General features: G+C 38.6%; 28 protein-coding genes. 14 read left to right on the top strand and 14 right to left on the bottom strand.

The features are described 5' to 3' along the window. Both tnpB and tnpA read right to left on the bottom strand, forming a co-directional pair. A partial coding sequence (gene tnpB / locus FCS21_RS08235) for an IS66 family insertion sequence element accessory protein TnpB (protein WP_171035662.1) occupies nucleotides 1–231 on the bottom strand: 231 nt, incomplete at its 3' end. 5 nt (nucleotides 232–236) lie between these two features. Continuing rightward, on the bottom strand, nucleotides 237–533 hold the full coding sequence (tnpA, locus tag FCS21_RS08230) for an IS66 family insertion sequence element accessory protein TnpA (protein WP_138622270.1): 297 nt from the start codon (nucleotides 531–533) through the stop codon (nucleotides 237–239). A 619-nt stretch (nucleotides 534–1,152) separates the two neighbouring features. Between tnpA and FCS21_RS08225 the strand changes: the two genes are divergently transcribed. Together FCS21_RS08225 and FCS21_RS08220 are read left to right on the top strand one after the other, a co-directional pair. Continuing rightward, a complete protein-coding gene (locus tag FCS21_RS08225; protein WP_138622268.1) occupies nucleotides 1,153–1,686 on the top strand; it encodes a hypothetical protein in 534 nt (177 codons plus the stop codon). Nucleotides 1,687–1,824: 138 nt separating this feature from the next. Beyond that, on the top strand, nucleotides 1,825–2,538 hold the full coding sequence (locus FCS21_RS08220; protein WP_138622266.1) for a hypothetical protein: 714 nt from the start codon (nucleotides 1,825–1,827) through the stop codon (nucleotides 2,536–2,538). A 163-nt stretch (nucleotides 2,539–2,701) separates the two neighbouring features. Here FCS21_RS08220 and FCS21_RS08215 read toward each other — a convergent pair whose 3' ends face one another. Beyond that, a complete protein-coding gene (locus FCS21_RS08215) occupies nucleotides 2,702–3,247 on the bottom strand; it encodes a Tn3 family transposase (RefSeq protein ID WP_222927959.1) in 546 nt (181 codons plus the stop codon). A 78-nt stretch (nucleotides 3,248–3,325) separates the two neighbouring features. Then, a complete protein-coding gene (locus FCS21_RS17155; protein WP_371287225.1) occupies nucleotides 3,326–3,511 on the bottom strand; it encodes a DUF4158 domain-containing protein in 186 nt (61 codons plus the stop codon). Nucleotides 3,512–4,206: 695 nt separating this feature from the next. On the opposite strand from FCS21_RS17155, the gene FCS21_RS08205 reads away from it, so the two are divergent. From FCS21_RS08205 to FCS21_RS08165, 9 genes are all read left to right on the top strand, one after another. Continuing rightward, nucleotides 4,207–4,590 carry an ATP synthase subunit I gene (locus FCS21_RS08205; RefSeq protein WP_138622264.1) on the top strand — a complete coding sequence of 128 codons (384 nt, stop codon included), beginning with the start codon at nucleotides 4,207–4,209 and terminating at the stop codon, nucleotides 4,588–4,590. A gap of 42 nt (nucleotides 4,591–4,632) precedes the next feature. Beyond that, nucleotides 4,633–5,487: a F0F1 ATP synthase subunit A gene (gene atpB / locus FCS21_RS08200; RefSeq protein ID WP_138622262.1), complete on the top strand. Its 855-nt coding sequence runs from the start codon at nucleotides 4,633–4,635 to the stop codon at nucleotides 5,485–5,487. Nucleotides 5,488–5,547: 60 nt separating this feature from the next. After that, nucleotides 5,548–5,793 carry a F0F1 ATP synthase subunit C gene (gene atpE, locus FCS21_RS08195; RefSeq protein ID WP_442548485.1) on the top strand — a complete coding sequence of 82 codons (246 nt, stop codon included), beginning with the start codon at nucleotides 5,548–5,550 and terminating at the stop codon, nucleotides 5,791–5,793. Nucleotides 5,794–5,832: 39 nt separating this feature from the next. Further along, on the top strand, nucleotides 5,833–6,303 hold the full coding sequence (gene atpF / locus FCS21_RS08190) for a F0F1 ATP synthase subunit B (RefSeq protein WP_138622260.1): 471 nt from the start codon (nucleotides 5,833–5,835) through the stop codon (nucleotides 6,301–6,303). Between the two features lie 10 nt (nucleotides 6,304–6,313). Then, entirely contained in the window at nucleotides 6,314–6,847 is a 534-nt protein-coding gene (gene atpH, locus FCS21_RS08185; RefSeq protein WP_138622258.1) for a F0F1 ATP synthase subunit delta, read from the top strand. Nucleotides 6,848–6,862: 15 nt separating this feature from the next. After that, complete coding sequence (atpA, locus tag FCS21_RS08180) at nucleotides 6,863–8,404, top strand: F0F1 ATP synthase subunit alpha (protein ID WP_138622256.1); 1,542 nt, start codon at nucleotides 6,863–6,865, stop codon at nucleotides 8,402–8,404. A gap of 39 nt (nucleotides 8,405–8,443) precedes the next feature. Further along, nucleotides 8,444–9,310: a F0F1 ATP synthase subunit gamma gene (atpG, locus tag FCS21_RS08175; protein WP_138622254.1), complete on the top strand. Its 867-nt coding sequence runs from the start codon at nucleotides 8,444–8,446 to the stop codon at nucleotides 9,308–9,310. A 103-nt stretch (nucleotides 9,311–9,413) separates the two neighbouring features. Further along, nucleotides 9,414–10,799, top strand: a complete 1,386-nt coding sequence (atpD, locus tag FCS21_RS08170) for a F0F1 ATP synthase subunit beta (protein ID WP_138622252.1) — start codon at nucleotides 9,414–9,416, stop codon at nucleotides 10,797–10,799. 89 nt (nucleotides 10,800–10,888) lie between these two features. Beyond that, nucleotides 10,889–11,311, top strand: a complete 423-nt coding sequence (locus tag FCS21_RS08165; RefSeq protein ID WP_138622250.1) for a F0F1 ATP synthase subunit epsilon — start codon at nucleotides 10,889–10,891, stop codon at nucleotides 11,309–11,311. A gap of 160 nt (nucleotides 11,312–11,471) precedes the next feature. Here the strand turns inward: FCS21_RS08165 and FCS21_RS08160 are convergent, their stop codons facing one another. The 5 genes from FCS21_RS08160 to FCS21_RS08140 all read right to left on the bottom strand — a co-directional run bounded on the left by FCS21_RS08160 (nucleotide 11,472) and on the right by FCS21_RS08140 (nucleotide 16,190). After that, on the bottom strand, nucleotides 11,472–11,909 hold the full coding sequence (locus FCS21_RS08160) for an OsmC family protein (protein WP_138622248.1): 438 nt from the start codon (nucleotides 11,907–11,909) through the stop codon (nucleotides 11,472–11,474). Between the two features lie 88 nt (nucleotides 11,910–11,997). Beyond that, nucleotides 11,998–13,011, bottom strand: a complete 1,014-nt coding sequence (locus FCS21_RS08155) for a protein kinase family protein (RefSeq protein WP_138622246.1) — start codon at nucleotides 13,009–13,011, stop codon at nucleotides 11,998–12,000. A gap of 14 nt (nucleotides 13,012–13,025) precedes the next feature. Then, on the bottom strand, nucleotides 13,026–13,667 hold the full coding sequence (gene pnuC / locus FCS21_RS08150; RefSeq protein ID WP_138622244.1) for a nicotinamide riboside transporter PnuC: 642 nt from the start codon (nucleotides 13,665–13,667) through the stop codon (nucleotides 13,026–13,028). Then, the gene (locus FCS21_RS08145) at nucleotides 13,667–13,933 is read right to left on the bottom strand and encodes a hypothetical protein (RefSeq protein WP_138622242.1); all 267 of its coding nucleotides are present in this window, start codon (nucleotides 13,931–13,933) and stop codon (nucleotides 13,667–13,669) included. The genes pnuC and FCS21_RS08145 overlap by 1 nt, the downstream gene beginning before the upstream one ends. A gap of 82 nt (nucleotides 13,934–14,015) precedes the next feature. Further along, entirely contained in the window at nucleotides 14,016–16,190 is a 2,175-nt protein-coding gene (locus FCS21_RS08140) for a TonB-dependent receptor (protein ID WP_138622240.1), read from the bottom strand. A gap of 335 nt (nucleotides 16,191–16,525) precedes the next feature. Here FCS21_RS08140 and FCS21_RS08135 point away from each other — a divergent pair, with 335 nt between their 5' ends. From FCS21_RS08135 to FCS21_RS08125, 3 genes are all read left to right on the top strand, one after another. After that, nucleotides 16,526–20,008: a hybrid sensor histidine kinase/response regulator gene (locus FCS21_RS08135; protein ID WP_138622238.1), complete on the top strand. Its 3,483-nt coding sequence runs from the start codon at nucleotides 16,526–16,528 to the stop codon at nucleotides 20,006–20,008. A gap of 102 nt (nucleotides 20,009–20,110) precedes the next feature. Beyond that, entirely contained in the window at nucleotides 20,111–21,652 is a 1,542-nt protein-coding gene (locus tag FCS21_RS08130) for an FG-GAP repeat domain-containing protein (RefSeq protein WP_138622236.1), read from the top strand. A 46-nt stretch (nucleotides 21,653–21,698) separates the two neighbouring features. Then, nucleotides 21,699–21,902, top strand: coding sequence for a DUF3565 domain-containing protein (locus FCS21_RS08125; RefSeq protein WP_138622234.1), 204 nt, complete (start codon nucleotides 21,699–21,701; stop codon nucleotides 21,900–21,902). Between the two features lie 61 nt (nucleotides 21,903–21,963). Here the strand turns inward: FCS21_RS08125 and FCS21_RS08120 are convergent, their stop codons facing one another. Genes FCS21_RS08120 through cyaY form a run of 5 tightly spaced genes read right to left on the bottom strand, consistent with a single transcriptional unit; the run spans nucleotide 21,964 to nucleotide 26,672 of the window. Further along, a complete protein-coding gene (locus FCS21_RS08120) occupies nucleotides 21,964–23,175 on the bottom strand; it encodes a heme biosynthesis HemY N-terminal domain-containing protein (RefSeq protein WP_138622232.1) in 1,212 nt (403 codons plus the stop codon). Then, nucleotides 23,172–24,554, bottom strand: a complete 1,383-nt coding sequence (locus FCS21_RS08115; protein WP_246047113.1) for a uroporphyrinogen-III C-methyltransferase — start codon at nucleotides 24,552–24,554, stop codon at nucleotides 23,172–23,174. Before FCS21_RS08115 ends, FCS21_RS08120 begins: the two co-directional genes overlap by 4 nt. Nucleotides 24,555–24,566: 12 nt before the next feature. Beyond that, the gene (locus tag FCS21_RS08110) at nucleotides 24,567–25,400 is read right to left on the bottom strand and encodes a uroporphyrinogen-III synthase (protein WP_246047111.1); all 834 of its coding nucleotides are present in this window, start codon (nucleotides 25,398–25,400) and stop codon (nucleotides 24,567–24,569) included. Beyond that, complete coding sequence (hemC, locus tag FCS21_RS08105) at nucleotides 25,384–26,337, bottom strand: hydroxymethylbilane synthase (RefSeq protein WP_138622230.1); 954 nt, start codon at nucleotides 26,335–26,337, stop codon at nucleotides 25,384–25,386. The genes FCS21_RS08110 and hemC overlap by 17 nt, the downstream gene beginning before the upstream one ends. A 14-nt stretch (nucleotides 26,338–26,351) precedes the next feature. After that, nucleotides 26,352–26,672 carry an iron donor protein CyaY gene (gene cyaY, locus FCS21_RS08100; protein WP_138622228.1) on the bottom strand — a complete coding sequence of 107 codons (321 nt, stop codon included), beginning with the start codon at nucleotides 26,670–26,672 and terminating at the stop codon, nucleotides 26,352–26,354. Nucleotides 26,673–26,903 lie beyond the last annotated feature (231 nt).

Here is a 26,903-nt window from a genome sequence, read left to right as displayed (position 1 = left end):
TGGCCATTTGAACTTTTGTTTTTCGAGTCGCTTATACCACAAAGCAAACCCCGTTTTATCCCAGTACACTAATTTGAGTTTATCTTTCGCTTTGTTGGAAAACAAAAATAGCGCGCCAGTGTAGGCATCACGTTCAAGCTCGCCTTCAACGATGGCGACCAGACCATCAATCGATTTTCGAAAATCCACCGCATCGCGGTGTAAATAAATACGCTCGGGTTCAACAAACATTTTCATCAGGCAAACTCGCGTAACAATTGGCTGAGGTAAGTTGCAGGTGTTGTGGGTGGCAAGCTGACTTTTACTTTGCCAACGATGAGGGTTATTGGTTGTTGCGGTTTGATAACGTCAGGTTGTTTAGTGATTTTGGCGCGAACAAAATTGTCAGGTAATGCCTTTAGCTTGTTTTTTGCGGCATAAAAAGTTGTTTTTGATAAAGCATTTTGCTGACAATACTCAGTGATAGTTAAATCACTCGATTGTTGCTCTTCTATAATACCACGCCACTGCTCAAGGCTACGTGTTTTTCTCATAGCTATCTCCTAATTGAAATTCAGAAATAGCTTAATCGTTTTGACGAGTTACTTGCAGGTGCACTTGGCTAGACGCTTACGAAAAAATTTGAAAAACAGGTAGATTGAACCCATGCGCCAAGGGTAGTGTGACTAATACCAGACATGCCCATGTGAGAGCGTAGCCGGACATTCTCCACGGCTCATTTGTGCGAAAGCACTAAAAAAACCCGTCGTTAACGCTACGGGTTTTTTGCTTCCTGGGATTTGAAAAATGAACGGATTGCATGGTTAGTTGTCGTATAAGTCGATGCTTGCCTCGACAAAACCGTCACACCCTACTGCGATCGTGCCGATCTAGCAGATGTAAGTTGCTGAAGTAAATTAAGAGTGACGTTATTATATTATACCAATCTCATTAAACAGATGATTTATAATTATTTATAAAACTATTTGGTCCAGCACTAGAGTCTCGATGACATAAAGATAAGACTCTTTTGTATCCTGAATTATGTAGAGATCACGGTATAGCAATTCAATTTTTATAAGAGGTGCTCTAAATACTTGGATGGGGCTTTATTAAAAGATGTACGCTAAAGAGCTTTTAAAGTAGAAATTATTACGGAAGTTATGGCAAAAAATGATAAAAGCTTCTGAACGAAAGCGTGCACTTGCCAAACCAAACACAACAACTTCATCATTAAATAACTATCAAATTAACACCAGTAATGCATTTGATACTTTTGCTAATTATGATGTTTGGACAACAGATCAAAACCTAACTGATTTAGTACACTACTTTCATACAGAAGCCTACTCAAACTTGAGTGCAGGAGGCAGGGTGGCTGATGCCAATGGTGCCCCCGTTATTGGTGAACAGATGGTCGTTGTAACAGCCGTTAATGGTGAGAAGATACATGAAGTAGTTACGACAAATGTTTTCGGAAAATTTTCGGCTTCATTTGACTTACCTCGATGTACTGGCAATACAATCACTAAGCGATTTGACTCTAACTTTGGGACACCTAGGGATGTTTGGGAAGTTGAATATAAACCAGCACAAGTCATCGAAATGTATCCTGCCTCTCAAATTGGTGATAGTAATAAGGATGTTAGAAGTCTGCGTTATATCCACATTTGTGATGAAACCTTTATAGAAACTATTCACCGCTAGCACTTTACTTTTTTAAGTGAGCACCTCGGAGCTCACTTGCTCCTTATTAACTAAAAATAAATAGCTTAATTTAGTAGAAAAGCAGTCGATAACCTGTATAAGCCAAAGCTTATAAATAACGTTCAAAAGGAAGAGAACATGAAATCTATTACGTCAGCATCAACTCCAATACTTACTTCAATGAACTCGCCTACACAGGCACAACAAATTAATAGTATGGAAGTAAGCCCGTCAAAGACACAAAGTACTCCCCGTACCTCTAACGATACGATAGCAAGATCATCACAACAAAATACGGTAACAATTAATGTAGTAACTAAACCAACAGCAGCTGAATTAAAAGAGGGTCTTCTAGACTTAGTCGCTCTTGAAAAGGAACAACAAAAATATGCTGGTGACATGGTCTCTGAAACTCAGCGTATTTTAGCGGAGGTGGCAAAAGAGCAACCCAACCTACTAAACAAAAAATTTGATTTTACTAACACTGGCGATGAAATAGACATCATTGATCATGATTTAACAAAAAGAGAATATAACTACTTAAAAGCCAAACTCAACGCTAGTGATAAATTGGTTGAAGCCACTGATTTTTTAAATATGGACCTAGCTAGAGAGAAAACACAGACATCAAGAAGTAATACAATATACACCAAAGAAGATGTTGTCGGCCGAATTCACGTTAGAGACATTATCGAACAAGCACAGCAGCGTTCGACAGAATTCACTGAGATCCATGATCGAAATTTTGTCATGAAACCTAATGATAATAGAGCACTATACCGTAAAGAAGATCACCTTAATGCTCTCGATATTGTACTAAATACAAGTGTTCGATTTAATGCTAAAGTTTAAGCATGTAAATCTCATCATTGAAATTTAAATAATAGGCTAGCGGTTGTTTAACATTTATTGAACTCTAGAGAGTGTGGCCTAGATTGGTATTAGGGGGGAGGGCCATCCTCTCGTCATTAATCTTACATAGTGTATGTCACTGAAAAATTTATTATCTTGGTTTTCAATTGTTATTATCAAGTGTTTCAATACCATTTAATAAACCGATTAAATCAATTTCCTTACGATCTTTATTAAAGGCATATTCACCATTCAAATTAATATGCTGCCAAGCAACAGGTGATAACCTTGAGATAAGTTCAACTACGTCTTGTTTGCCGTTCCTTTCTTGAATTTGTAAAAATGCCGATAGCAGTGCTGAATTATAATAAATAATGCAGTTTGAAATAAGCCTCGCGCAGTCGTTCCATTGCGATACTTGATAGTCATTTCCCCCACGAAATTTATTACCGTTCACTGACGTTATAGTACGTTTTAATTGATGGTATGCTTCACCTCTATTCAGGGCTTGTTGAACATAGTGACGCAGCGTTGAATTATCAACATACTCCAAAACATAAATTGATTTGATCAATCGGTCATACTCATGAAGGGCTGCCAATGTGCGACTATTACCGTTACTCAACTTTCTAATGATAGTACTTTGTGTGGTAGTCTTTCGGCTCAATGAACACACAATATGCTGAATTTCGTCCCACTCTTCAGTAATGAGCTTATGGTTATTTTGTCATTAAAATACTTAGCTTTAATATAATTATAATCAGCTTCAACATCTGCAAACGTGAAGTTAAATACTATTGGTGCGCGACCTGAAGTAACCTAACAAAAGAATAAAGTATATTCGCGTTTCAACTTGCCTTAACGTATTAACTAATTTTTGAGTCTCTTTATCGAGAGAGAAATAATCTTCTCGCTCAGTACGGCTAAAGTTTGGTAGAGCATAGAGTTCATTAATTTCTGACGATGTAAGTATTTGAATACGTTTTGTTTGTTGATCAGAGATAGTGAAAAGCCTTAGCGTTATTTTTTCATAATCATACCTTAACTAATTGATTAAATAACAACCTTAATGCCGATTTCGAGGGGATGGGCGCAAAACCCCTATTAAGGTATAGAATATCGTAATGGTTCATATACCAAGTATCATATCTTTTTGGTTAACGAAACGTCGTTCTTGAGCATTATTGGATGATGTAGGGCTAGGTGTTAGGTAATTAACACAAGAGCCTTGATAGTATTTACAGGTGGTAATGATCGAAAATAGTGCATCAAGCTCATGTGCACTTACTGGTTGTAGCTAAATTTTTTAATCCACCATTTTTAGATGTTGGTGATTTAATATTGGAATTTTGAAGGCCATAGCAAAAGACATAAAGCTTAATTCTTGTTGTGGTATGAAATTATAACTCTTTAATTTGAATGTATTATTACGAATTACTTATGCTTAGGTAGGATAAATACTATTTTTTTGGTGAATATAAATTATTAGTACAAATATAGTGCATCTATCACCCTAATATCTTGCAAATAAAACCAAGTTAAGTATACTTGCGCAAACTTTTTTAGCATTAAAGCTTTTACTTTAAAATATGTGTTTGGTTATGAAGCATTCGTAATTAAATAGAGAACAAAGTTGATAAGCTTTTAAACGAATTTTTATTAGTATATATGAATAATACTTTGGTGAAAGCAGGGCGAAAAATAGCCCGTACACAAATATTATTCACGACAGCTTTAATGCTATTAACAACACTAGTAATATATTTTATATGGGGTGCACCTCATGCAAAGTCAGCTTTAGTTGGCGGCATAGTGGCAATAGTACCCAATATAATTTTTGCCTATAAAGCATTTAGATATGCAGGGGCACAGTCATCTAGGAAAGTCGTAGAGTCTTTCTATAGTGGCGTAAAATTAAAAATGCTCTATACCGCGCTATTATTTGCGTTGGTTTTTAAATTTTTGGTAATTATACCTTCGGCATTTTTAAGTACATATTGCGTGGTAGTATTTTTTCCACTATTACAGCCGGTGTTTTTTACAAAACGTTAAGCACTACAAAAGAATTATAAACTTTAACTTTGGGATAATAAAATGGCAGAAGAAGTTACTCTCTCAGGCCATATTCAGCATCACTTAACTAATGCAAAAATGTGTACAACCGATAACGGTTTAGCATTTAATAAAGCATGTAGTGACAGTGGCTTCTGGACATGGCATATAGATACCCTAGCTTGGTCAATTGGTTTAGGGGTGTTGTTTTTATGGATCTTCCGTAGAGCAGCAAATAAAGCAACTACGGGTGTACCTGATAAGTTTCAATGTTTTATTGAAATGGTTATTGATTTTGTCGGCGATAATGTTGCCAAAACATTTCAAGGCAAGAGTACATTAATTGCACCATTAGCCCTGACAATATTTGTTTGGGTATTCTTGATGAACTTAATGGATTTAATACCTGTTGACTTCTTACCTGCGTTTGCCGGTTTTGTTGGCGAAAATGTTTTTGGTATGGATTCTCATGATGTATACATGAAAATTGTACCAACAACAGATATTAATCTTACTGCTGCATTAGCTGTAGGTGTCTTCTTGTTGATGATAGCTTACTCAATAAGAATAAAAGGCATAGGCGGTTTTGTTAAAGAACTTACCCTACATCCTTTTAGCACGAAAAATAAACTTGCAATGGTATTCTTAATTCCTTGTAATTTATTACTTGAAACAATTGCATTATTTGCTAAGCCGTTTTCGTTAGCACTGCGTTTATTCGGTAATTTATATGCTGGTGAGTTGATTTTCATCTTAATCGGCGCGGTAGGCTTAATGCAACTTCCGTTGCACTTTGTATGGGCGGTATTCCATATATTAGTAATTACATTGCAAGCATTTGTCTTTATGATGCTGACGATTGTTTACTTAAGTATGGCAAGTTCAGATAATCATTAATTTTTTACTTTAACTTTAACTTTAACTTTAATTTATAATTAAAAACCCTGGAGAAAAAAAATGGAACAACTATTAACAATGCCTGAAGCTATCAAGTTCATCGCTGTTGCTTTACTTATCGGTTTTGGTGCTATTGGTACTGCTATCGGTTTTGGTAACATGGGCGGTAAATTTTTAGAAGCTTGTGCACGTCAACCAGAATTAGCACCATCATTACAAGTTAAAATGTTTATTTTAGCTGGTTTAATCGATGCTGTTGCAATGATCGGTGTTGGTATCGCGATGGTATTATTGTTTGTACTTTAATTCACTCTTTGAACAGCTTACTATTAAGGAGGAGCGGTTGTGAATTTAAACGCCACTCTAATTGGTGAATTAGTAGCATTTATCGTTTTTGTTTGGTTCTGTATGAGATTTGTATGGCCACCATTAAACAATGCTATTGAAGCTCGCCAGAAAATTATCGTAGATGGTTTAGCTGCTTCAGACCGTGCTGAAAAAGACTTGGAATTAGCCCAAGAAAAAGCAACGGCCCAACTAAAAGAAGCGAAAGCGCAAGCTGCTGAAATTATTGATGTAGCAAAAAAGCGTGAAACGCGAATAGTTGAAGAAGCTGCTGTGAAAGCAGAAGCCGAGAAAGTAAGAATCTTAGCTGCTGGCCACACAGAAATCGAAACTGAACGTAACCGTGTAAAAGAAGAATTGCGTAAACAAGTCGCTATTCTGGCTATTGCTGGTGCTGAGAAAATTCTTGAACGTTCAATTGATGCCGCTGCACATAGCGACATTTTAGATAAACTCGTCGCTGAGCTTTAAGGGGAGCGCCATGTCTGAATTGACAAGTATCGCTCGTCCGTATGCCAAAGCTGCGTTTGACTTCGCTGTCGAAGCGAAGGCAATAGATAGCTGGTTAAACCAGCTAACTTTTGCCGCTGAAGTTGCTAAAGATGTAACTGTTAACAGTTATATTTCAGGTGGAGCTTCAGTTGAGCAATCACTAACATTATTTTTAAGTGTTTGTGGTGAGCAAGTAGACAGTCAAGGCCAAAACTTCTTGAAAGTAATGGCACAAAACGAACGTTTGTTGGTGCTTCCATATGTTCTTGAACAATTTATAGCGTTAAAAGCTGATTTTGATAAAGAGATCCATGTGGATGTAACCTCTGCTGTGGAAGTCACTGCAGAGCAAAAAACAACATTAAGCGCCGCGCTTGAAAAACGCTTGGCACGTAAAGTAAAGCTTAATTGTACTGTTGATGTAAGTATCGTTTCCGGTTTAGTTATAAAAGCTGGTGACATGGTAATAGATGGTTCTGTTAAAGGTAAATTGAACCGCTTAGCAACAACACTACAATCTTAGATAAGGAAACAGAGCATGCAACTGAATTCCACTGAAATCGCTGAACTGATCAAAAATAGAATTGAACAGTTTAACGTTGTCAGCGAAGCTCGTAATGAAGGTACTATCGTTTCAGTAACAGATGGTATTATTCGTATAAATGGCCTTGCCGATGTAATGCAAGGTGAAATGATCGAACTTCCTGGTAGCCGTTTTGCTATCGCGTTAAACCTTGACCGAGATTCGGTAGGTGCGGTAGTAATGGGCCCTTACGCTGATTTAGCGGAAGGTCAAAAAGTTAAAGGTACTGGTCGTATTTTAGAAGTACCAGTAGGTCGTGGTTTATTAGGCCGCGTAGTAAACACCTTAGGTGAACCAATTGATGGCAAAGGCCCAGTTGATAACGATGGCTTCTCTCCTGTAGAAGTACTTGCACCAGGTGTTATCGAACGTAAATCAGTAGACCAACCAGTTCAAACTGGTATCAAGTCTATTGACTCTATGATTCCAATTGGTCGTGGCCAACGTGAATTAATCATTGGTGACCGTCAAATCGGTAAATCAGCGATTGCTGTTGACGCTATCATCAACCAAAAGAACACAGGTATTAAGTGTGTTTATGTTGCTATCGGCCAAAAAGCTTCTACTGTAGCGAACCTTGTTCGTAACTTAGAAGAACATGGTGCGTTATCAAATACTATTGTTGTTGTTGCCTCAGCTTCTGAAGCTGCTGCATTACAATATCTAGCACCTTACGCTGGTTGTTCAATGGGTGAATACTTCCGTGACCGCGGTGAAGATGCACTAATCGTATATGATGATTTGTCTAAGCAAGCTGTTGCTTACCGTCAAATTTCATTACTTTTACGTCGTCCGCCAGGTCGTGAAGCCTACCCAGGTGACGTTTTCTATCTTCATAGCCGTTTATTAGAACGTGCCGCTCGTGTAAACGAAGCATACGTTGAAAAATTCACTAACGGTGAAGTTAAAGGTAAAACAGGTTCATTAACTGCCTTACCAATTATTGAAACGCAAGCCGGTGATGTATCTGCTTTCGTACCAACTAACGTAATCTCAATTACCGATGGTCAGATTTTTTTAGAATCTAACTTGTTTAACTCAGGTATTCGTCCTGCAGTTAACGCTGGTATTTCAGTATCTCGTGTTGGTGGTGCTGCACAAACGAAAATCATCAAGAAACTTGGTGGCGGTATTCGTTTAGCACTAGCTCAATATGCTGAATTAGCAGCATTTGCTCAATTTGCCTCAGATTTAGATGACGCGACTCGTGCTCAGTTAGAACATGGTCAACGTGTTACTGAATTAATGAAGCAAAAGCAATATAGCCCATTGTCAATCGCTGAAACAGCAGTGTCATTATTTGCCGCAGAAAAAGGTTATTTAACTGACGTTGAAATCAACAAGATTGTTGACTGTGAAGCTGCATTACATGCCTATGTAAACTCTGAGCATGCTGAGTTGATGGCTACTATCAACGAAAGCGGTGACTACAATAAAGATATCGAAGCGAGTTTGAATAAAGCACTTGAGTTATTCAAGTCAACGCAAACTTGGTAATTAGAGTCTTTAATTAAGTAACCTTTTCGGAGAAGAGTCATGGCCATTGGTAAAGAAATAAAAACCAAGATTGCGAGTGTTAAAAACACTCAAAAGATCACAAGCGCTATGGAAATGGTTGCCGCTAGTAAAATGCGCAAAGCGCAGGATAGCATGGCGGCCTCTCGTCCATATGCGACAAATATACGAAATGTGATCGGTCATATCGCGCTTGGTAACTTAGAATATCGTCATCCTTATTTGGAAGAACGTGAAGAAGTTAAGCGTGTTGGCTACATTGTTGTCTCAAGTGATCGAGGCTTGTGTGGTGGTTTAAATATTAACTTATTTAAACGAGTACTTGCTGATGCTGCTGAAAAGCAAGCATCAGGTGCTAAAGTTGAATTTGGTGTGATTGGCTCAAAAGCCATCTCATTTTTCAATAATATGGGCGCCAAAGTAACTGCACAAGTATCAGGGTTGGGTGATTCCCCTTCACTTACTGACTTAGTTGGTAGTGTTACGGTAATGCTCAACGCTTATGATAACGGTGAAATTGATAAGCTATACGTTGTGTATAACAAATTTGTTAATAGCATGACGCAAGAGCCGACAATTGATCAATTGTTACCTTTACCTAAGTCAGATGATGAATTAATTAGTCATCGTTGGGATTATATTTACGAACCTGATGCTCAAGTATTGTTAGATCAATTACTCGTTCGTTATGTTGAATCTCAAGTATACCAAGGTGTTGTTGAAAATATTGCTTGTGAACAAGCATCTCGTATGGTCTCGATGAAAGCCGCAACCGATAACGCGGGTGATTTAATCGATGACTTACAATTGGTATATAACAAAGCTCGTCAAGCAGCAATTACTCAAGAATTGGGTGAGATTGTTGCTGGTGCAGCTGCGGTAGGGTAAATAGACTAGTTCGGTAACGAAGTAATCTGATAACAATTTTCGTAATTTAACGAGAAGTTAGCTTTAAGCGAAGCTTAGCTAACTTAAATTAAGAGGAATAAACATGAGTACAGGTAAAGTCGTCCAAATAATTGGCGCAGTTGTGGATGTTGAATTTCCACAAGATGCCGTACCTCAGGTATATGACGCATTAAAAATAACCGAAGGTGACCTTGACGGTTTAGTACTTGAAGTTCAACAGCAGCTTGGTGGCGGCGTTGTACGTACTATCGCAATGGGTTCTTCAGACGGTTTACGTCGTGGACTGAATGTAAAAAATACAGGTCAAGGTATTCAAGTACCTGTTGGTGTTGAGACCTTAGGTCGCATCATGAACGTACTTGGTGAGCCAATTGATGAAGCGGGCCCTATTGGCGAAAAAGACCGTTGGTCTATTCACCGTCAAGCACCTGCTTATGCTGAACAATCAATGTCTAATGAATTGTTAGAAACTGGTATCAAAGTAATCGATTTAGTTTGCCCATTCGCTAAGGGTGGTAAAGTAGGTCTTTTCGGTGGTGCTGGTGTTGGTAAAACAGTAAACATGATGGAACTTATCCGTAACATCGCGATCGAGCACAGTGGTTACTCAGTATTTGCTGGTGTTGGTGAGCGTACACGTGAAGGTAACGATTTCTATCACGAAATGAACGACTCTAACGTACTTGATAAAGTATCGTTAGTTTACGGTCAAATGAACGAGCCTCCAGGAAACCGTTTACGTGTTGCCTTTACAGGTTTAACTATGGCTGAAAAATTCCGTGACGAAGGTCGTGACGTATTATTCTTCGTAGATAACATTTACCGTTATACTCTTGCGGGTACTGAAGTATCAGCACTACTTGGTCGTATGCCATCAGCGGTTGGTTATCAACCAACACTTGCTGAAGAAATGGGTATACTACAAGAGCGTATTACTTCAACAAACAAAGGTTCAATCACTTCAATCCAAGCGGTATACGTACCTGCGGATGATTTAACTGACCCTAGCCCAGCAACTACCTTTGCTCACTTAGATGCAACTGTTGTATTAAGCCGTGATATTGCTTCGCAAGGTATTTACCCTGCGATTGACCCACTAGATTCATCTTCACGTCAGTTAGACCCATTAGTGGTTGGTACTGAACATTATGAAACTGCTCGTGGCGTTCAAACAGTATTACAACGCTACAAAGAACTTAAAGATATCATCGCCATATTAGGTATGGATGAGTTATCTGAAGATGATAAACAAGTTGTATTCCGTGCACGTAAAATACAACGTTTCTTATCTCAACCGTTCTTCGTTGCCGAAGTATTTACAGGTTCTCCAGGTAAATACGTTTCATTAAAAGACACCATTGCTGGCTTTAAAGGCATTTTAGCAGGTGACTTTGATGATATGCCTGAACAAGCATTCTACATGGTTGGTTCTATTGAAGAAGCCGTAGAGAAAGCGAGTAAGATGTAATTATCTGTAGGTTGCCTTTAAGGCATCAATGGTTTTTATAAAACTATGATGGGCGAAAGCCCAACCTACAATTAAAGAGGTCGAGTCAAATGTCATTATTAACTGTACATCTGAATGTAGTAAGCGCCGAAGAAAGTTTATTTTCTGGCAGCATTAAATCATTACAGATCACAGGTAGTGAAGGTGAGTTAGGTATTTTACCTGGTCACGCACCTTTACTGACCTCATTAAAACCTGGTATGGCACTTATCACTAAACAAGATGGTAACGAAGAAGTTATCTATCTTTCAGGTGGTATGTTAGAAGTTCAACCAAATAACGTAACTGTGTTAGCTGATGTTGCTACACGTGCTGCGGATTTGGACGAGCAAGCGGCACTTGAAGCTAAGCAACGTGCAGAAGCGAACATTAACGCCCAAGGCTCTGATGTTGATTTTGCTATTGCTGCGGCTGAGCTAGCTCGTGCAGTAGCACAATTACGTGTTATTCAAGTAACTACTAAGCATAACTAATTTAGTTAATTGGTAAGTAGATAAATACCCTCTAGTTTTAGTGACTTCTTATGCTTAAAGTAAGTGTTAAGAAGTAAATACAGATTCTGATTATAAAAACCACTTTTAATACATTAAAGTGGTTTTTTTTTGTCTGTAAATTTAGTTGTTAATATCATGACTATTGATAACTAACGTCGACAATATTCAATATCATTTCACAATTTAATGAGTTGGCCACTAAACAAGTTTTATCTGCTTTGTGTAGTAAACGTTCGGCTATTTCAGTGCTTTCGCTCTCTGCTATCACCAGTTTTACCTCAGTGATAACTTTGGTAAATTTGTTTGTACCATCAACCCGGTCAAGTGTGCCTTGCGAATGGCATTGTATTGACGTCCAATTAAATTTAGAGGCTCTGGCAATAGCTCTAAAAGACAAGACAAAGCAACTTGAAATAGATGCCATAAATAAGTCTTCTGGCGAGTACTTGTCGCCAGGTCCGCCAAATTGTAACGGTGCTGCTACAGGTAAGTCTGATAAGTTATCGATACTTATGGTTAAACTGTCATCGGATTTACCGTTTGCTGTCACATTATATTGGTGAGGTAATGATTGCATTAGTTAATACTCCTGCGTTGGGATAATGATAAGCATAGAGCTGTTATCACAAAGACTCAATAGGCTATTAGTGGTAGGTTTTAATAGTTTAGCTTATCAGCGGCATTAATTGCGGTAAAACTAATGGTTGTTGGCTGAGGGTATTATCAAAGGCTGACCATTGTTTAGTGGCAAGTAAAAACATAGAGCTTTTCCTTGTTGAGTCAGTGTTATGGGCTAAATACCATAAACCATTAATAAAATAACTAGACAGAAGATAATAAGTGAGTAATTTTTTATTTATGAAAGCGGATGGCGCTAGTGTTAGGTAGGTATTTACCAGTTCATTTCTATCAGTGAAAGCAATGTTATTAACTGCCATAAACATCGCTAAGTCGTATTCTAACGGAGCTAAATGTGCACATTCAAAATCGATTAACCAAGCTCTGTGTTTAACACGGTCCAGATCACTAATCTTGATACTATTATTGTGATTATCTTTACTTTGAGGGATGTCATTAATGTGATCATTAGTTATCGCACCGATCAGTATATTAGAGAAGTTAATATCGCCGTGGCAAACTACGCTAGCAGGTTTATATCGCGTTATTTGGTCGTTTATTTCATTCATTAGTACCGTAGTTAGCTTGATTAAAACCAGACTATTTTCAGCGCTAAATGCCAGAGGTTTAGCCAGTAGTGCTGTGATTGTTTTTTTGATATCTAGTAAAGGGATTTCACCGTTTACCGGATATTTTACAGTTGGTTGTAAGCGTGCTAATTGATGTAGCTTTGTCATTAATTTAAGAGCTATTGAAACTTGCTTATCACTTTTTAGTGTAGCGTTGCTTAAACTAAAACCAGTAATAAACTCCGTGATCAACCATTGATTATCATGATGGATCACGCCAGGGCTTAAGGCTTGTTCGGCGCAAATGAGTGCAGCAGATACTTCCGTGTTAGCTGTAGCATCATTGAGTTTCTTTGCTAAAAATATATGCTTTGGTGTGGTTACTTTGATACAAGTTTGACTCATACCATCAGCTAACAACTCAACCGCTACTATGGTGCTGAAGCAAGGTAGCGCTTTAAGAGAGTGATAGTCTGCTTGGCTAATAGTCATCAGGGTGTAAAAACTTAATTAACAGCAGCGTGTTGATTAAAGAGAGATTCTTTATAAACTTTTAACCATTTTTTATAGCCATAACCGGCAACAATAATAAAAACGATAAATAACACGGTAGTAGGGATTAAGCCTTTCTCGATGTACAAATAGATAGAAGCTAAGTCAATAACAATCCAATAAAGCCAGTTTTCTAATACTTTTTGAGCCACGAGGTAAGTAGCAAAGACCGCATACACCGAAGTAAAGGTATCAAAGTAAGGAAAGTGTGCGGGAGTTAAGTTATCAACAAGATAACCTAGACCTAGGGCAACTATTGCTAATGCAGCACAGGCTTTTATATGCCAGTTAAGCTGCCAGCTAACAATAGTGAGCTCACTTTTGTTAGCCTGATTTTCTTGTGGCTTTTTAGACCATTGCCAGTAACCATAAACAGCCATTAACAGATAATAAGCATTTAAGGCGCTATCCATTAATAATAGAACCTCATAAAAAACAACAGTGTAAAGTGCCGTGCTAATAAAGGCCGCTGGCCAGCACCATAGTGAGCCTTTAGCGGCTAAAATCACGTAAGCAATTGACAGCAACATGGCAATGAGCTCAAGCCAAGGTAGCTGTTGAAAATACGCTAAGACACTATTTAAAATTTCAAACATTAACTTTCTGCTTCAACTTGTGAGCGATCACCGTTGATAAATTTACAGACAAAAATAGCGGCATCCGTTGCTTGATGTACCTGCTTCATTTCAGCCATTACATGGCTAACCGCTAAATCATAATCACCGAATACTTGTGTACTCATGCCGTTGGTCACCACTTGCAAGCCATCAACACCGCGTAGTCTTTTTATAAATGCCCAGATTTCAGTTTTATATTGCTCTTCTGCTAGGGGGTATAAGCTCAATTCAATTGATATTTTCATAAGTTACCTTTAAATTATCTTTTTAGTTACCTGTTAAGCATATTGGTAGCAGTACCAATGCTACCAACATTATTAATAGCGATTAAAACTGGTAGTCTAATGTTGCACCAAACATTAATGGCTCAGCAAGCTGAGAATATTGCTTTGGTGTATAACCATCTCGCGGGTCATTACCAAAGTAAAAGCCACGGTTGGCATAATCTTTATTCGCTAGGTTACGACCCCAAACTTTAAGCTGCCAGTTATCTTGCAAATAAGTAATAGAGGCATTTAATAACACCACCGCTTCAGATTTAATATCATCTTCAGGGATTGCTTGGTAGGTATCATTACCTTGATAATCATAATATCGCGTATCTGAGAAGTAAAACTCATCCTTACCATCGGCAGAAAGATTAAATAGCCAGTGATCACTTGGTTGATAGTTTACCCCAATATTAAATTGATAATTTGGCGCATGAGCTTGCTCTGCACCCGTTAAGGAATTGCCATCGGCATCAATAAAATCGTCAAATTCAGTTTGTAGTAAGCCCAGTGATCCGTAGATATTTACTAGGTCATTTAAGTACCAAGCGGCTTCAATTTCAGCGCCATAATTACTGCCTGAGGTGGCGTTGCCTAAATAACTAATAAACTCAGCACTACCATCTTCGCGAACTATGGTATTAGAGCTTTTTACTTGAACATCATCACGATCCATGTAGAAAATAGCAGTGCGAATATAAGCACTGTTATCGAGTAATGATACTTTATAACCCAACTCGTAATTTACTAAATACTCAGGATCAAAAGTGCGTAAATCTTCAGGTAATGTGCCATCAGTATTATGGCCGCCGGCTTTATAGCCACGGTTAACAGAAGCATACCAAAAACTATCATCGCTTTGTTGGTAACTAAGTACTAACTTACCGCCAAGCATAGTGTCAGAAATGTCATCATTAAATAAGCTCGAATTATTATAGTCAGCTTGACGGTTTTCAATACGTAAACCCGATATTAATGACCAACGTTCGGTTAGTTGAGAATCTAACTGTCCATAAGCCGCAATACTCTTGCTGGTATTAGTTGAGGTGAAATCAGCCGAGTTATAAGTATATTGACGTAGTAGATCTTCATCATCTTTTTTAAAGTACACGCCGGCAACCCAAGCAGTACTACCATTAAAAATCTCTTGGCCAGGATTAGAAAGTACGCGTAGCTCAGCTGTGAGCACCTCTTTTTGGCGGTAATAATGATCGGTAGAGCTATATTCCCAATATTCAAAATCAGAAGGAATATTAGGATTAATAGTAGGATCTGATATTCCCACATAAGCCCAATCTTCATCAAAACCATACGCTAAATCAGAATCTGCATTACTTACAATGGCGAGCACAGTGACGCTATCAAAACCTTTATAGGTGAATTTTGCCGAGAAAGCTTTGGTTTCTTGGCTGTCAAAGCCAGGTTCATCAGACAGTGTTTCTCTGTTGTTATCTAATGAAAAAACATCGTAACCATTATCAAAATCAAAATAATAGCCAGCAAGGTCAATGGTTAAATTATTACTTGCCTCAATAGCTAATTTACCACGCACGCTTAATTCATCACGGTTGTTAGTATCGTCACGTTGTAAATAAACGTTCTCGGTAAAGCCATCACTACTATGTTGATTAACCGCTAAGCGGTAGTTTACCGTATCGGTGGCGGGACCAGACAAGGCAACGCCCATATCATAGCTATTGTAATTACCGACACCTAGTTGTAAGGCGCCTTCAAAATTTTCAGTAGGAGCATTAGTGGTAATATTAATCATGCCGGCAATAGCATTAGCGCCAAAACGCGTACCTTGCGGGCCTCTAAATACTTCAGCTTGTTTTACGTCAAACAGTGAAGCAACACTGCCAATACCGGTAAAGTCAACATCATCAATAATCATGCCTACCGATGGGTTTATGGTTTCTTGAAACTGGCTACGCTCACCAATGCCACGAATTTGATAATAACGTGCTCGTTGTGAGCCACTGGCAAAGTTAACATTAGGACTAACGGCAATTAACTCTTCTAGGTGTTTGGCATTACGCTGTTTAATATCAATATCGGTTAACACCGACATAGATACAGGCGCGTTTTGTAGGTTTTGCTGGCGAAAATCACTGTTAACGGTAATGACTTCCAGGTTGTCAGCGCTTGGGGTTATTGGTTCTTCAGCTAAAGCGGTAAAATTAATAGTACTTGCGGTGATAGCTAAATAAATAGCGGATTTGCGGAACGTCATAAAATCTCATTAATTAAAAATAAAAAGTAGAGGCGTGCGCAATGAGGATAGTTTTATAAACGTTAAGATTTCTCTCTAACCATCCCTATGCCAGAAAATGTATTATATTCTCTGCCCAGGTTCAAAGGGTATATATCTCAGCGACTCTCATTTAAAAATTTAAATAACAGCGCACCCCTTGGTCTCAGATTATTCTAGCAAATAATTTAACTATAATCTTTGTATTGTTGACTAGCTTAGGTATATTAATCAGTTCACATGGTGGTGGTTTTTTCAAAAGTACTCTTGAGCGGTTTTCTTAGCTTGAAGGTATATAATAATAGTAGTGAGAGTTTATGTTTCCCAATTGGCAATTAGCGCTATTGAGTTTGGTCTATATTGGCTTGTTATTTTTAATTGCTTTTTTGGGTGACCGATACCGACATCAGTTAGCGAAAAAAGGTCAAAGCATTATTTATGCACTTACCTTAGGTGTTTACTGTACCTCGTGGAGTTTTTTAGGCACAACAGGGCAGGCATCAAGCAATTTATTGTCTCACCTCCCTATTTACTTAGGCCCTATCTTACTGTTTGTTTTTGCTTGGCCGTTTATTCAGCGCATTATTCGCGTGAGCTTAAAGCTGCACTTAACCTCCATTGCCGACTTGCTGGCGGCAAGGTTTGGCAAGTCGCATAACCTCGCCATAATGGTTACTATTGTGGCGTTAGTTGGCACCATGCCTTATATCGCTTTGCAACTTAAAGCCATGGTTTACTCTTTTCAACAACTGCAAATGGATCAAAGCTTAACCAGTTGGCATATTGGCTTAGTGGTTAGCTTAGTCTTGGCGGTGTTTACTGTTTTATTTGGTATCAGGCACATTGATGTTACTGAGCGTCATCCTGGCGTTATGTTAGCTATTGCTTTTGAATCTTTAGTGAAACTCTTTGCGTTTTTGGCCGTAGGTCTTTTTGTTTGTTTCGTTTTATATGATTCACCTGCTGACATTTGGCAGCAAGCCAATGCCACTGAGTTGTTAGAGCAACAATTAACTACTGATAATGTTACCTCAATGTTTGCCATGTTAGTGATTGTTATGGCGGCTTTCTTATCGTTACCAAGACAATTTCAAGTGATGATTGTTGAGCTTAAAGACCAAAAAGATACTTGGTTAAGTCGTCGTGTTTTTCCGTTATACCTACTTGTTTTTGCCTTTTTTGCTGCACCACTAGGTTTAGCCGGCCAAATGCTATTGGGTAATACAGTACCTTCAGACACCTATGTGCTTTTTCTTCCGGATGTTACCCAACAAACCTGGTTAACGCTGTTTGCCTTTTTAGGGGCGGTATCTGCAGCAAGCTCTATGGTGATTATTTCGGCTATTGCATTAAGCACTATGTTAAGCAATGAAATTGTTTTTCCGTTACTTTATCGTCGCCAAAAAGTAGCACAAACCGATTATGATAATTTTCGTCGACGTTTATTAAATATTAGAAAATTCTTAGCGTTGTTTGTTATTTTACTTGGCTATGGTGTTTTTATTATGGCTTCTCCTGATACATTGTCTTCATTAGGTGAAGTGGCTTTTGGCGCTTTTGCACAACTAACCCCCGCATTAATTGCCGCTTTTTATTGGCGTCGAGCGACTTTAATGGGCGTTTACGCAGGGATTTTAGTTGGCTTTATTCTATGGCTTACTCTTAACTTCTTACCGCAATTTGGTTTATATGCTTCACCTTTTGCAGAAGGCTTTTTACCGGTTACCAGTACAGCAACCTTATTTAGTTTAGGTGCTAACGTTATTGTGATGTGGGCTCTGTCTCAAATTAGTCGGCAAAGCGTACAAGAGCGCGTGCAAGCATCATTATTTTTAGAGTGGCAGTCACCTAAACTTTTAAAAGTAGAGAAAAAAAGGCAGCTTGATGTGCGAGAGTTAGAGCTGTTAGCATCACGATTTGTTGGCTTGGAAAAAGCCAGTGCCAATTTTAATAAATTTTTAGCGACTCATGATAAAAAATCGTTGAGTAATGTTATTTATAATCAAAAATTAATCCAACACACCGAAAATACCTTAGCAACGGTTATGGGGTCTTCTTCTGCGAGGTTAGTGTTGTCTTCTGCGTTAGATGGTCGAGATATTGCCCTTGATGAGCTCGCCGTATTGGTAGAAGAAGCATCGAATCAACGACAAGTGTTTTCACAAAATTTACTGCAAAGTGCTATTGAAAATGCCAGTGAGGGTATTTCTATTGTTGATGACCAATTACAGCTAGTGGCCTGGAATAAAAAATATTTAGATCTATTTGAATATCCATCTGAGCTGGTCTATGTGGGCAGCCCAATAGCGACGTTAATTCGTTATAACGTACAAAGAGGGTTATGTGGCTCCGGTGATATAGAGTCACAGGTAGAGCGTCGCTTAGATTTTTTACGTAAAGGTAGTCCGCACAGCTCAGAGCGACAACAACCTAATGGTCAAACTATTCGCATTGAGGGTAATCCATTACCTGGCGGTGGTTTTGTTATGTTATTTTCAGATATTACCGCCTATCGACAAGCCGAGCAGGTACTTAAAGAGGCTAACCTTGATCTGGAAACGCGAGTCTATGAGCGTACCTTAACCTTAGCTAAAACCAATGAAGCGCTGGCGAAAGCACATGAAAAGGCTGAACAAGCTCACTTGAAAAAAAGTCAGTATTTAAAAGCGTGTAGTCATGATTTAATGCAGCCACTGGAAGCGGCAAGACTCTTTACCTCAGCATTATCTGAGCAAAGTACTTTAACGACGGTTCAACAAAGGCAAGTTTCCAATATTGATCGCTCTTTAAAAGCCGCTAATGACTTATTAGCTGATTTAGCTGAAATTGCGCGCTTAGAAAGTGGCAACATTAGTGTCAATATTCAAGTTTTTTCATTGAATGATCTGTTTGAGGATTTAGCGCAAGAGTTTGCCGCCTTAGCCGTTGAGCAGTCGGTAGAGTTCCGTTTAGTCGCGAGTAAAGTGTGGGTTAAGTCAGACCGTAATTTACTTCGCCGTATTATTCAAAACCTTGTTGGTAATGCTTTTAGGTATGCTAGCCCAGGTAAGGTGCTGTTAGGAGCGCGAGTCTTCAATAAACAAGTCATTATACAAATTTTAGATAATGGCCCAGGTATTCCCGTTGAAAAACAGGTGATGGTGTTTGAACAGTTTATTCAACTTAATACCCCTAATAATCATGCGGGTAGAGGGCTAGGGTTAGGACTTAATATCACGCAAAGTTTGGCGCAGTTACTCGGTCACACACTGAGCTTACAATCAAAAGCGATGCAAGGCTGTAAGTTTTCTGTACAAGTAGAGCAAGCAGAAGCTTTGGTGCAAAAAAATATAGTCAGTAATTCAGGCTTTGTTGTGGCGTTAAAAGACATTACCGTTTTATGTATTGATAACGACCCTGATGTACTGAGTGGCATGGTTGAACTACTATCGGCATGGCAATGTAATATTCTTGCAGCGGATTCTAGAGAAACAGCGCTAGAAGAGTTTGCTAATCATGGAAATGAAATTGACATATTATTGGTTGATTATCAATTGGGTTACCGAAAAGATAGTCAAGCGGATGAGCCACAAGGTCAACAAGTTGATGGCTTAACGTTAATTAAAGACTTACGCAGCCAGTGTCATCATTCATTGCCGGCAATATTAATCACAGCGACTACAGAGCCTGGCATTGAAGATAAAGCCAAAAGCTATGATGTTGGTTACATGCGTAAACTTGTTAAACCTGCTGCTTTACGTGCCATGATGAGTGCCGCGTTGGCCAAAAAGCTACAAACTGATTATGTTGGTTATAGCTAGTTTTATAAGCTAATACACTTAATCGCAAAAGGTATAATTATTTACCTTTATCAAAGATAATAAAAATTTATACTATAGGTCTAACTAGATGAAGTACGCACCATGAACAAATTATTACTGTTTACTAAGAGAATTTTTTTAGGCTTATTGGCAACGCTGCTTAGTGTTACCTCTTTAACCGCTGTCGCTGATACATCGAAAAGCGTTAATTTTAATGAGGTGCTCATTAATACGCCCTATAACATCACCCAAGAAATTATTGTTGCAGATATTTTACCCAATGAAGGTAAAGAATTAATTACTTTTTCTGTCGATAAGCAGGGGAATCGTTGGTTAATTATTTATCAGCTAGATAGCACTGCTAGTGAATATGTTATCGCAGAACAGACCATCATACCTAAGGCCTTTTATCGCTTTGATTTAAGTGTTCTAGTTGATAAAAAAATAAGACAAAAGCAGCGTTTATATTTTCTATCAGCTAACTCTTTAGCCGTCTATCAGCAAAATAAATTCAAGTCTTTGGTCAAGGTTAAATCGTTATATATTCAAGAACAAGCGAGCTTTCTTAGCCGAGGAAACTTTATTCAAAACCTCAATAATGACGATTTTGATGATGTCGTTATTGCCGACTTTGATAAAACTCATGTTCTTATTGGCTTAGGAATGAATAGTTTCGCGCGGCACATACTACCGATAAAGCCCAATGTACGCGTTTTACCTACGGGCGTTACTTACACTGAGACTACCTTATATTTTAGCGATGCTAACATTGATAAAAAAATTGATATTGTGTTGGTAGGTGATGGCGAAATGATTATTTACCCACAATACGGTAACAGTCTGTTTGCTCGTAAAGCAATACCTGTTGCAATTAACAAGACGATTAGTGGTACTGAATGGTGGAATAAGCGTGCTGAAAATGGTGAACAATTAGATCAAAGTAACCTTGAATATAGAAAGCTTGAACAGTTACGTGATGTCAATAATGACGGTCTTATTGATATGGTGGTGCGTTATACTAAAACGTCAGGTGTACTGAACCGTGTTAATGACTATGAAATCTTTCTAGGTAAACAAAGCGAAGGGAACTTAATTTATTCGCCCCAAGCAGACAGTGTTATTCAGGCTGAAGGTACGTTAACGGGGTTAACGTTTGTTGATATTGATGGTGATAACAGGCTTGAGGTGTTACTAGCGGGCTTTGATATAGGCTTATCACAGATTATCAGTGCATTAATTACCGGTAGTATTGCTCAAGATGTTTATGTATTTAATATGGATGGACAAGATAAATTTTCCAGCAAGCCAGCGATCAAAAAAGATGTAGAGCTGACCTTTAGTTTAAGCTCAGGACAAAGTGGCAGTGCGGTGGTGGAGTTAGCCGATATCAATGGTGATGGCTTACAAGATTTAGTGTTATCAGATGATGATGAATTGAAAATATACTTAGGCCAGAGAGCAGATGAAAACAATAAAACCTTTCAAAAAAGCAGTGTTAGCTATAGTACAAAACTACCTAAAGATGGCAACTTAGTGAAGGTTGATGATTTAAATAGCGATGGTAAAGACGATCTATTAATGAAATTTTCTGCTCTTGATGGTAAAGATAAAGCCAAGCAAATTAAAATACTATTTGCTCTGTGATACTGATTGAATTGACGCCTTATATGATCCAAGGATGCATAACCTAATGCAACAAGCTATTTGTGGTTACCATCAAGATGAAGAGGAACATTGGGTTGCAGAGTTAACCTGTGGTCATTTTCAGCATGTGCGCCATATTCCACCCTTTATTAATAGACCTTGGGTAATCTCATCAAGTGGTCGTCAAGATATGTTAGGACACCAGCTATCATGTAAAAAATGTGATGAGGGTGTCCCCCAAGATAAATAGACTAGCGCTATTAACTCATTAAGCTAATAGCGCCACCAAACCGTCAGTAATGCCAAATATTTTATAAAGTATGGGCCTTTGACCACATGGCATCAGCGGCTTGATATTGTTTTTCTTTACTATGCGCTTGCGCTAACGCTTGTAAGTCTTGGCGATCATATTGTCGACCAGTATCCTTATCTTCTAGCTTTATTAAGCTGCCAAAGGCTTTTTCTGCCATAGAATATTGTTGACTCTTCAACGCTAAATGACCTAAACAACTCAGCCACTTCGCACTATGGATGTTTTTATGAAGCTGTTGTTGCGCGATGGCAATTAACTCATCGGCGCGCTTAATAGGTAAGTTACGTACCTGTTTTAAAAACTCAGTGCTGGGCGATTTTTTAAATAACGGGCTGAGTAACTTATTGAGCGGTTCATGAAGATCGTTTTCTGCTAATACTTGGCAATAAGCTAGTATCACTGTGTCGCGCTGCTTAATTTTACGACCTAAGCTCTGCCAGTTGTGCTGTAATGCCTCGTTGTTTTTATCGTTAATACTTTCATTAAAACTACCGTAATAGGCTATTCGCTCCCATGCTTGTATTCTCTCTTCGGTAATTGTTTTTTCTTTACGCGCCCAAACTAAGTACTGTATAGCTTTGTTAAAGCGCTTTTCAACTAAACATAAGTCAATTTCAAGCGCTAATAAGCGCGCGTCATGACCAATTTGTTTGTGATTTTCATCAATTAACGCTCGTGCTTTAGTATCAGCTTCGGGCTTTTTTTGGTTCATAAGCAGTTTAATGTTCACAATAACACCTTCTAAACCAAGGTCTTTTAGTTTAAGGGTTTCTTGTTCAAGTAGCTCTAGGTAGTGATTAGTATTACTGTTTAAATTTAATTTAGCGGATGCTGAGGCAGCAAGTAGGTAAGCACTTTGTTTTCTTTTTGAGGGAATCGCGCTTTTAGCGAATAATGCTTCTGCTTGGCTATAATCTTCTAACATGTAAGCCGCAAGTCCTTTATTAAAATTGGCAATGCCACGGCGCTGTCCGGCAAAGGCAAGCTTATTCCAGGTACCAAAGCTGATATTTACGCCACCACGTAATAATTTAAGACTAATTACAAGTGCAATGAATAACAGCGTTAACATGATACTGGCAGATAATACGGTTAATTCAATGGTGGTGTTACCCATGGCAATAAGAATGTAGCCCTTTTCATCTATTAGCAAGGGACTTACTGCCATGACACTAAAGAAAATGAGTAAAGCAATAATGATGCGGATCATAATGAACCTCCGCTTGCTTCTTCATTATAGTTAGCTTCGGTCTTATCAGTTTGAGCGTTGTTATGAGGCGCCGATTTTTGTTCAACAGTCTCTTTTATCGTTTGCTTTGTGTCTTGTAGCAAGCGCTTGATAGCGGCTAATGAGCGTAAATCACTCGGGTAGTCATAATGAATAGTTTGCTGCTTAAGTTGTTCTATTGATTGATAGAATTTTTTGTTTACTGGTAAACTCATATCAAAGAACTCAGTTAGCCATTGCTGTATATCTACTAGGGTTTGTTGATAAACCTCTGCTTTTTGCTCGCTCGCAGCCCATTGTACTAACTGTACTTTTAAGCTTAAATTTTGTTTTAAGTGTTGCTGCTGTTCAGGCGCCATTAAAGGCTCAACCATACCAGTTCTTCTGCGCACGGTGATAAAGTCGTTGAGAAACTTATGCCACGTTTTAGCTAAGTTGGCTTGCCAGTCATTGATATCGTCAGAGAGAGTTAAATCCTCCTTCTGGGGGTCTAGGCTTTCAGCTAAATTAACGCCAGCAAGTGTTAAATTTTCTACTTGTTTGTTAAGTGCCATTAACGTCAAAATAGCGTCTTGGCTTTGTAGTGTTGGCATTAATGCAAGGTTTTCAATGTCTTCATTGATTAATGCTCGTACGGGTAAAAACTTTGGTTGGTTTAATTCTTTAAGGCGATCATCAGCATCACGCAGTAAACCTATGGCTGCGGTAGTGTCACGCTCTAACCACATAGTACGCGCGGCAATACGTACTAAATATTCAGCTTCATGTATAAGCCAATCACTTGGCTGGCGTTGATTGACTTGTTCGGTTAAATGACTAACCTGAGTCTTTAATTGCTCAAGTTGAGTCTTACTGTCAATATAGGCTTGCTTGGCATTTTGTTGCGATAGCTGTGTTGCTTGATATTGTTGTTGCAGTTGTTGACTAAACTCTGTCGCTAAATTGTTTTTTAACTCAATTTGGCTCTGTTTTATCGCTTGCTGGTTTTGCTGATTTAAGGTTAGCAATTGTGTATTTGTTTGTTGCTGTTGCCAAATATAATGACCAGCAGAAGCGGCAATACTTAATAAGGCAATAACGAGTGCAGCCGTCGCGGTTTTGTTTGATGGATTAGCGGATACCTTATTTGTGGCCGATTTCGTTGCTGGGTTGGCAGCTACTTTTGCTGTGCTAGCTTTTGCAGCAGCTGACTTTTTAGCTTCAGAGCTTTTATTCTCAGTAGTGGATGCTTTATGAACAGGTTCGCTTACCTTAGCGTTACTCGCAGATGATAAGTTGGCAGTGTCTTTTTTCTCGGTGCCGCTATTATCCGATAGTTTATTTTTAGAGTCTTCATTATCCGACATAATTCTATATTCCATGGTTAGTTACGCTTACAAACAAGAAAGATCTCGCAAGGTGTTACAGAGTATTTGTGATCTAGCGCTACGAGTATTAATTACCCGTGTTAAGCCTAAATTTTTGGCATTTTCTTCAATACGGTCACTGACCACTATCCACAAACACTGTGTTTGCCAATAGTTATCAGTAGTACTGGCTAGGTATTTTGTTAAGGCAATTAATATATCGTTACTGGTAACGACAATACAGTTAATTTGTTGTGCTCGCCATTGCTTAGCGATATTTATTGCTAATGTTCGCCATACACGTTGGTAACTTTCAAGGTAGTGCACCTTAGCACTACGTTGCCTTAAAGCTTCAGCAATATGCTCTCGACCACCATTACCACGAAAGATAACAACCTGCTTACCTTTAACATTAGCTAATTGTGGCAGTTTAAGTAAACCTTCACTGTGTTCTTGTTCTGATGGCGGCGAAAACACGGTGTTAATACCTAGCGCCAGTAATGCTTCTTTGGTGGCTTTACCAACGGCAAAAACAAGGTGTGGTAAATGGTTAGTGAGCGGGTAGCTAGCGTGAGCAAACTCAACGGCTGCGACACTAACAAAAATAACAATGTCAGCATGCATTAAGGTTGTGGCTATATCACCAGTGCTGGCGTTGCTTTGATAATCGAATAGAATTTGGCTGGTATTGGCTATACCTTGTTGATCAAGTAACAAGGCCAGTTGTTGAGCTTTAGCTTTAGGTCTAGTGATTAAGACCTTGAGTGGTTTACTCGGCATAAGTAAAGTCGACTCAGGAGTAGGCGCCTCAAGTGGTGTCACTTGAGGCGTTGTATTAACAGTTTTAGTTGTTTTCAGCATTATTTTCTGAGTAAACTTGTTGTAAAATTTTAGCAGCGCCTCGGTTAAGTAACTCTTGTGCAAGCTTATGTCCTAATGCTTCACACTCTTCAACCGGACCCGTTATTTCACTTTCAATAATTTCGCTACCATCAATAGCGCCCACTAAGCCACGTAAGTAAATATCTTTGCCGTCAGCAGAAATTACTGCGTAACTACCAATAGGTACCTGACATCCCCCTTCAAGTGCTTTATTCATAGCACGCTCACCAAGCACACGAATACGAGTTGCTTTACATTCTAATGGCGCTAATAAGGCAGCAATTTTTGGATCATTAACTCGAGCCTCAATACCAACAGCGCCTTGGCCATTAGCAGGAAGAATTTCTTCTGGCTCGATATATTGGGCAATACGGTCACTCATTTCTAAACGGATAAGACCTGCAGCCGCTAAAATAATGGCGTCGTATTCGCCTTCGTCTAGTTTTCTTAAACGAGTATTCACATTACCGCGTAAATCACGAATATCTAGATCTGGACGGCTAGCTTTTAATTGACATTGACGACGTAGACTTGAGGTACCCACAATAGCACCTTGGGGTAATTCGCTTAATGACTTAATAGTATTTGAAACGAAAGCATCGCGTGGATCTTCACGTGGGCAAATAACTTCTAAGCCTAAACCTTCAGGAAAATCGACAGGAATATCTTTCATTGAATGCACAGCAATATCAGCACGGCCTTCCATTATGGCTACTTCTAGCTCTTTAACAAATAAACCTTTGCCGCCTACTTTAGCTAAAGGCGTGTCTAACATAACATCACCTTTTGTCGACATTGGCACTAATTCTACGTTAATGCCCTCATGAAAATGTTCAAGTCTTTCTTTAACATACTCTGCTTGCCATAATGCTAGGGCGCTTTTACGCGTGGCAATTCGTATTGTCGTGTTATTCATTACATTAAATCCTATTACTGTGCACAAAGCGTTAATTCAGTTTCAGCTTGCGTGCTTACTGCATTTGATAAAAACTGCCAAAACTCTTCCCCACTGCGTTTATCTGTCCAGTGGTCGTTGTTAAGTACAAAATGATGTCCGTTGAATTTTGTTGCTACCCATATTTCATGTAAGGGTGCTTGCTTATTTATTATCACTTTACTGCCGTTTTTAAACGTTAACGTTAATAACCCGCCTACGCCTTCATAATCTATATCGACACCACAGTCTTCAATCGCCTCTTCTATAGCGAGAAGCAGTGCTTCGGCAATTAAGTTATATTGGCTATCATTCATTGCTTATCCTTTAAATATCATGAGTTTTTAAGTGAATATAATACCTAGTTTACTAATTATCTAAATACGGCTACTGGTTAAAACAACACGTTATTATATTATTTATTCTGCATAAACAGAGTAACGAGTCATTCAAATAAAGGCGTTGTATTTGCTGTTTTCTCTACGTATAAAGTAGACCACCTAATTAATGAAATGGGTATAATTGTTGATAGGCATGTGAGTATAATA

The organism is Colwellia ponticola (assembly GCF_005885605.1).
Taxonomy (GTDB): Bacteria; Pseudomonadota; Gammaproteobacteria; order Enterobacterales; family Alteromonadaceae; genus Colwellia; species Colwellia ponticola.
This window is presented reverse-complemented; position numbering and strand designations above follow the sequence as displayed.

What these genes read in the sequence shown, in the direction of transcription:
- atpB (WP_138622262.1), top strand. Translation starts at nt 4,633, where the DNA reads ATGGCAGAAGAAGTTACTCTCTCAGGCCATATTCAGCATCACTTAACT.
- atpE (WP_442548485.1), top strand. Translation starts at nt 5,548, where the DNA reads ATGGAACAACTATTAACAATGCCTGAAGCTATCAAGTTCATCGCTGTT.
- pnuC (WP_138622244.1), bottom strand. Translation starts at nt 13,667, where the DNA reads ATGTTTGAAATTTTAAATAGTGTCTTAGCGTATTTTCAACAGCTACCT.
- FCS21_RS08115 (WP_246047113.1), bottom strand. Translation starts at nt 24,554, where the DNA reads ATGGAATATAGAATTATGTCGGATAATGAAGACTCTAAAAATAAACTA.
- FCS21_RS08110 (WP_246047111.1), bottom strand. Translation starts at nt 25,400, where the DNA reads ATGCTGAAAACAACTAAAACTGTTAATACAACGCCTCAAGTGACACCA.
- FCS21_RS08155 (WP_138622246.1), bottom strand. Translation starts at nt 13,011, where the DNA reads ATGACTATTAGCCAAGCAGACTATCACTCTCTTAAAGCGCTACCTTGC.
- tnpA (WP_138622270.1), bottom strand. Translation starts at nt 533, where the DNA reads ATGAGAAAAACACGTAGCCTTGAGCAGTGGCGTGGTATTATAGAAGAG.
- FCS21_RS08120 (WP_138622232.1), bottom strand. Translation starts at nt 23,175, where the DNA reads ATGATCCGCATCATTATTGCTTTACTCATTTTCTTTAGTGTCATGGCA.
- FCS21_RS08130 (WP_138622236.1), top strand. Translation starts at nt 20,111, where the DNA reads ATGAACAAATTATTACTGTTTACTAAGAGAATTTTTTTAGGCTTATTG.
- FCS21_RS08225 (WP_138622268.1), top strand. Translation starts at nt 1,153, where the DNA reads ATGATAAAAGCTTCTGAACGAAAGCGTGCACTTGCCAAACCAAACACA.
- atpH (WP_138622258.1), top strand. Translation starts at nt 6,314, where the DNA reads ATGTCTGAATTGACAAGTATCGCTCGTCCGTATGCCAAAGCTGCGTTT.
- hemC (WP_138622230.1), bottom strand. Translation starts at nt 26,337, where the DNA reads ATGAATAACACGACAATACGAATTGCCACGCGTAAAAGCGCCCTAGCA.
- FCS21_RS08140 (WP_138622240.1), bottom strand. Translation starts at nt 16,190, where the DNA reads ATGACGTTCCGCAAATCCGCTATTTATTTAGCTATCACCGCAAGTACT.
- FCS21_RS08125 (WP_138622234.1), top strand. Translation starts at nt 21,699, where the DNA reads ATGCAACAAGCTATTTGTGGTTACCATCAAGATGAAGAGGAACATTGG.
- cyaY (WP_138622228.1), bottom strand. Translation starts at nt 26,672, where the DNA reads ATGAATGATAGCCAATATAACTTAATTGCCGAAGCACTGCTTCTCGCT.
- FCS21_RS08205 (WP_138622264.1), top strand. Translation starts at nt 4,207, where the DNA reads ATGAATAATACTTTGGTGAAAGCAGGGCGAAAAATAGCCCGTACACAA.
- atpA (WP_138622256.1), top strand. Translation starts at nt 6,863, where the DNA reads ATGCAACTGAATTCCACTGAAATCGCTGAACTGATCAAAAATAGAATT.
- atpG (WP_138622254.1), top strand. Translation starts at nt 8,444, where the DNA reads ATGGCCATTGGTAAAGAAATAAAAACCAAGATTGCGAGTGTTAAAAAC.
- FCS21_RS08165 (WP_138622250.1), top strand. Translation starts at nt 10,889, where the DNA reads ATGTCATTATTAACTGTACATCTGAATGTAGTAAGCGCCGAAGAAAGT.
- atpD (WP_138622252.1), top strand. Translation starts at nt 9,414, where the DNA reads ATGAGTACAGGTAAAGTCGTCCAAATAATTGGCGCAGTTGTGGATGTT.
- FCS21_RS08220 (WP_138622266.1), top strand. Translation starts at nt 1,825, where the DNA reads ATGAAATCTATTACGTCAGCATCAACTCCAATACTTACTTCAATGAAC.
- FCS21_RS08160 (WP_138622248.1), bottom strand. Translation starts at nt 11,909, where the DNA reads ATGCAATCATTACCTCACCAATATAATGTGACAGCAAACGGTAAATCC.
- FCS21_RS08145 (WP_138622242.1), bottom strand. Translation starts at nt 13,933, where the DNA reads ATGAAAATATCAATTGAATTGAGCTTATACCCCCTAGCAGAAGAGCAA.
- FCS21_RS08135 (WP_138622238.1), top strand. Translation starts at nt 16,526, where the DNA reads ATGTTTCCCAATTGGCAATTAGCGCTATTGAGTTTGGTCTATATTGGC.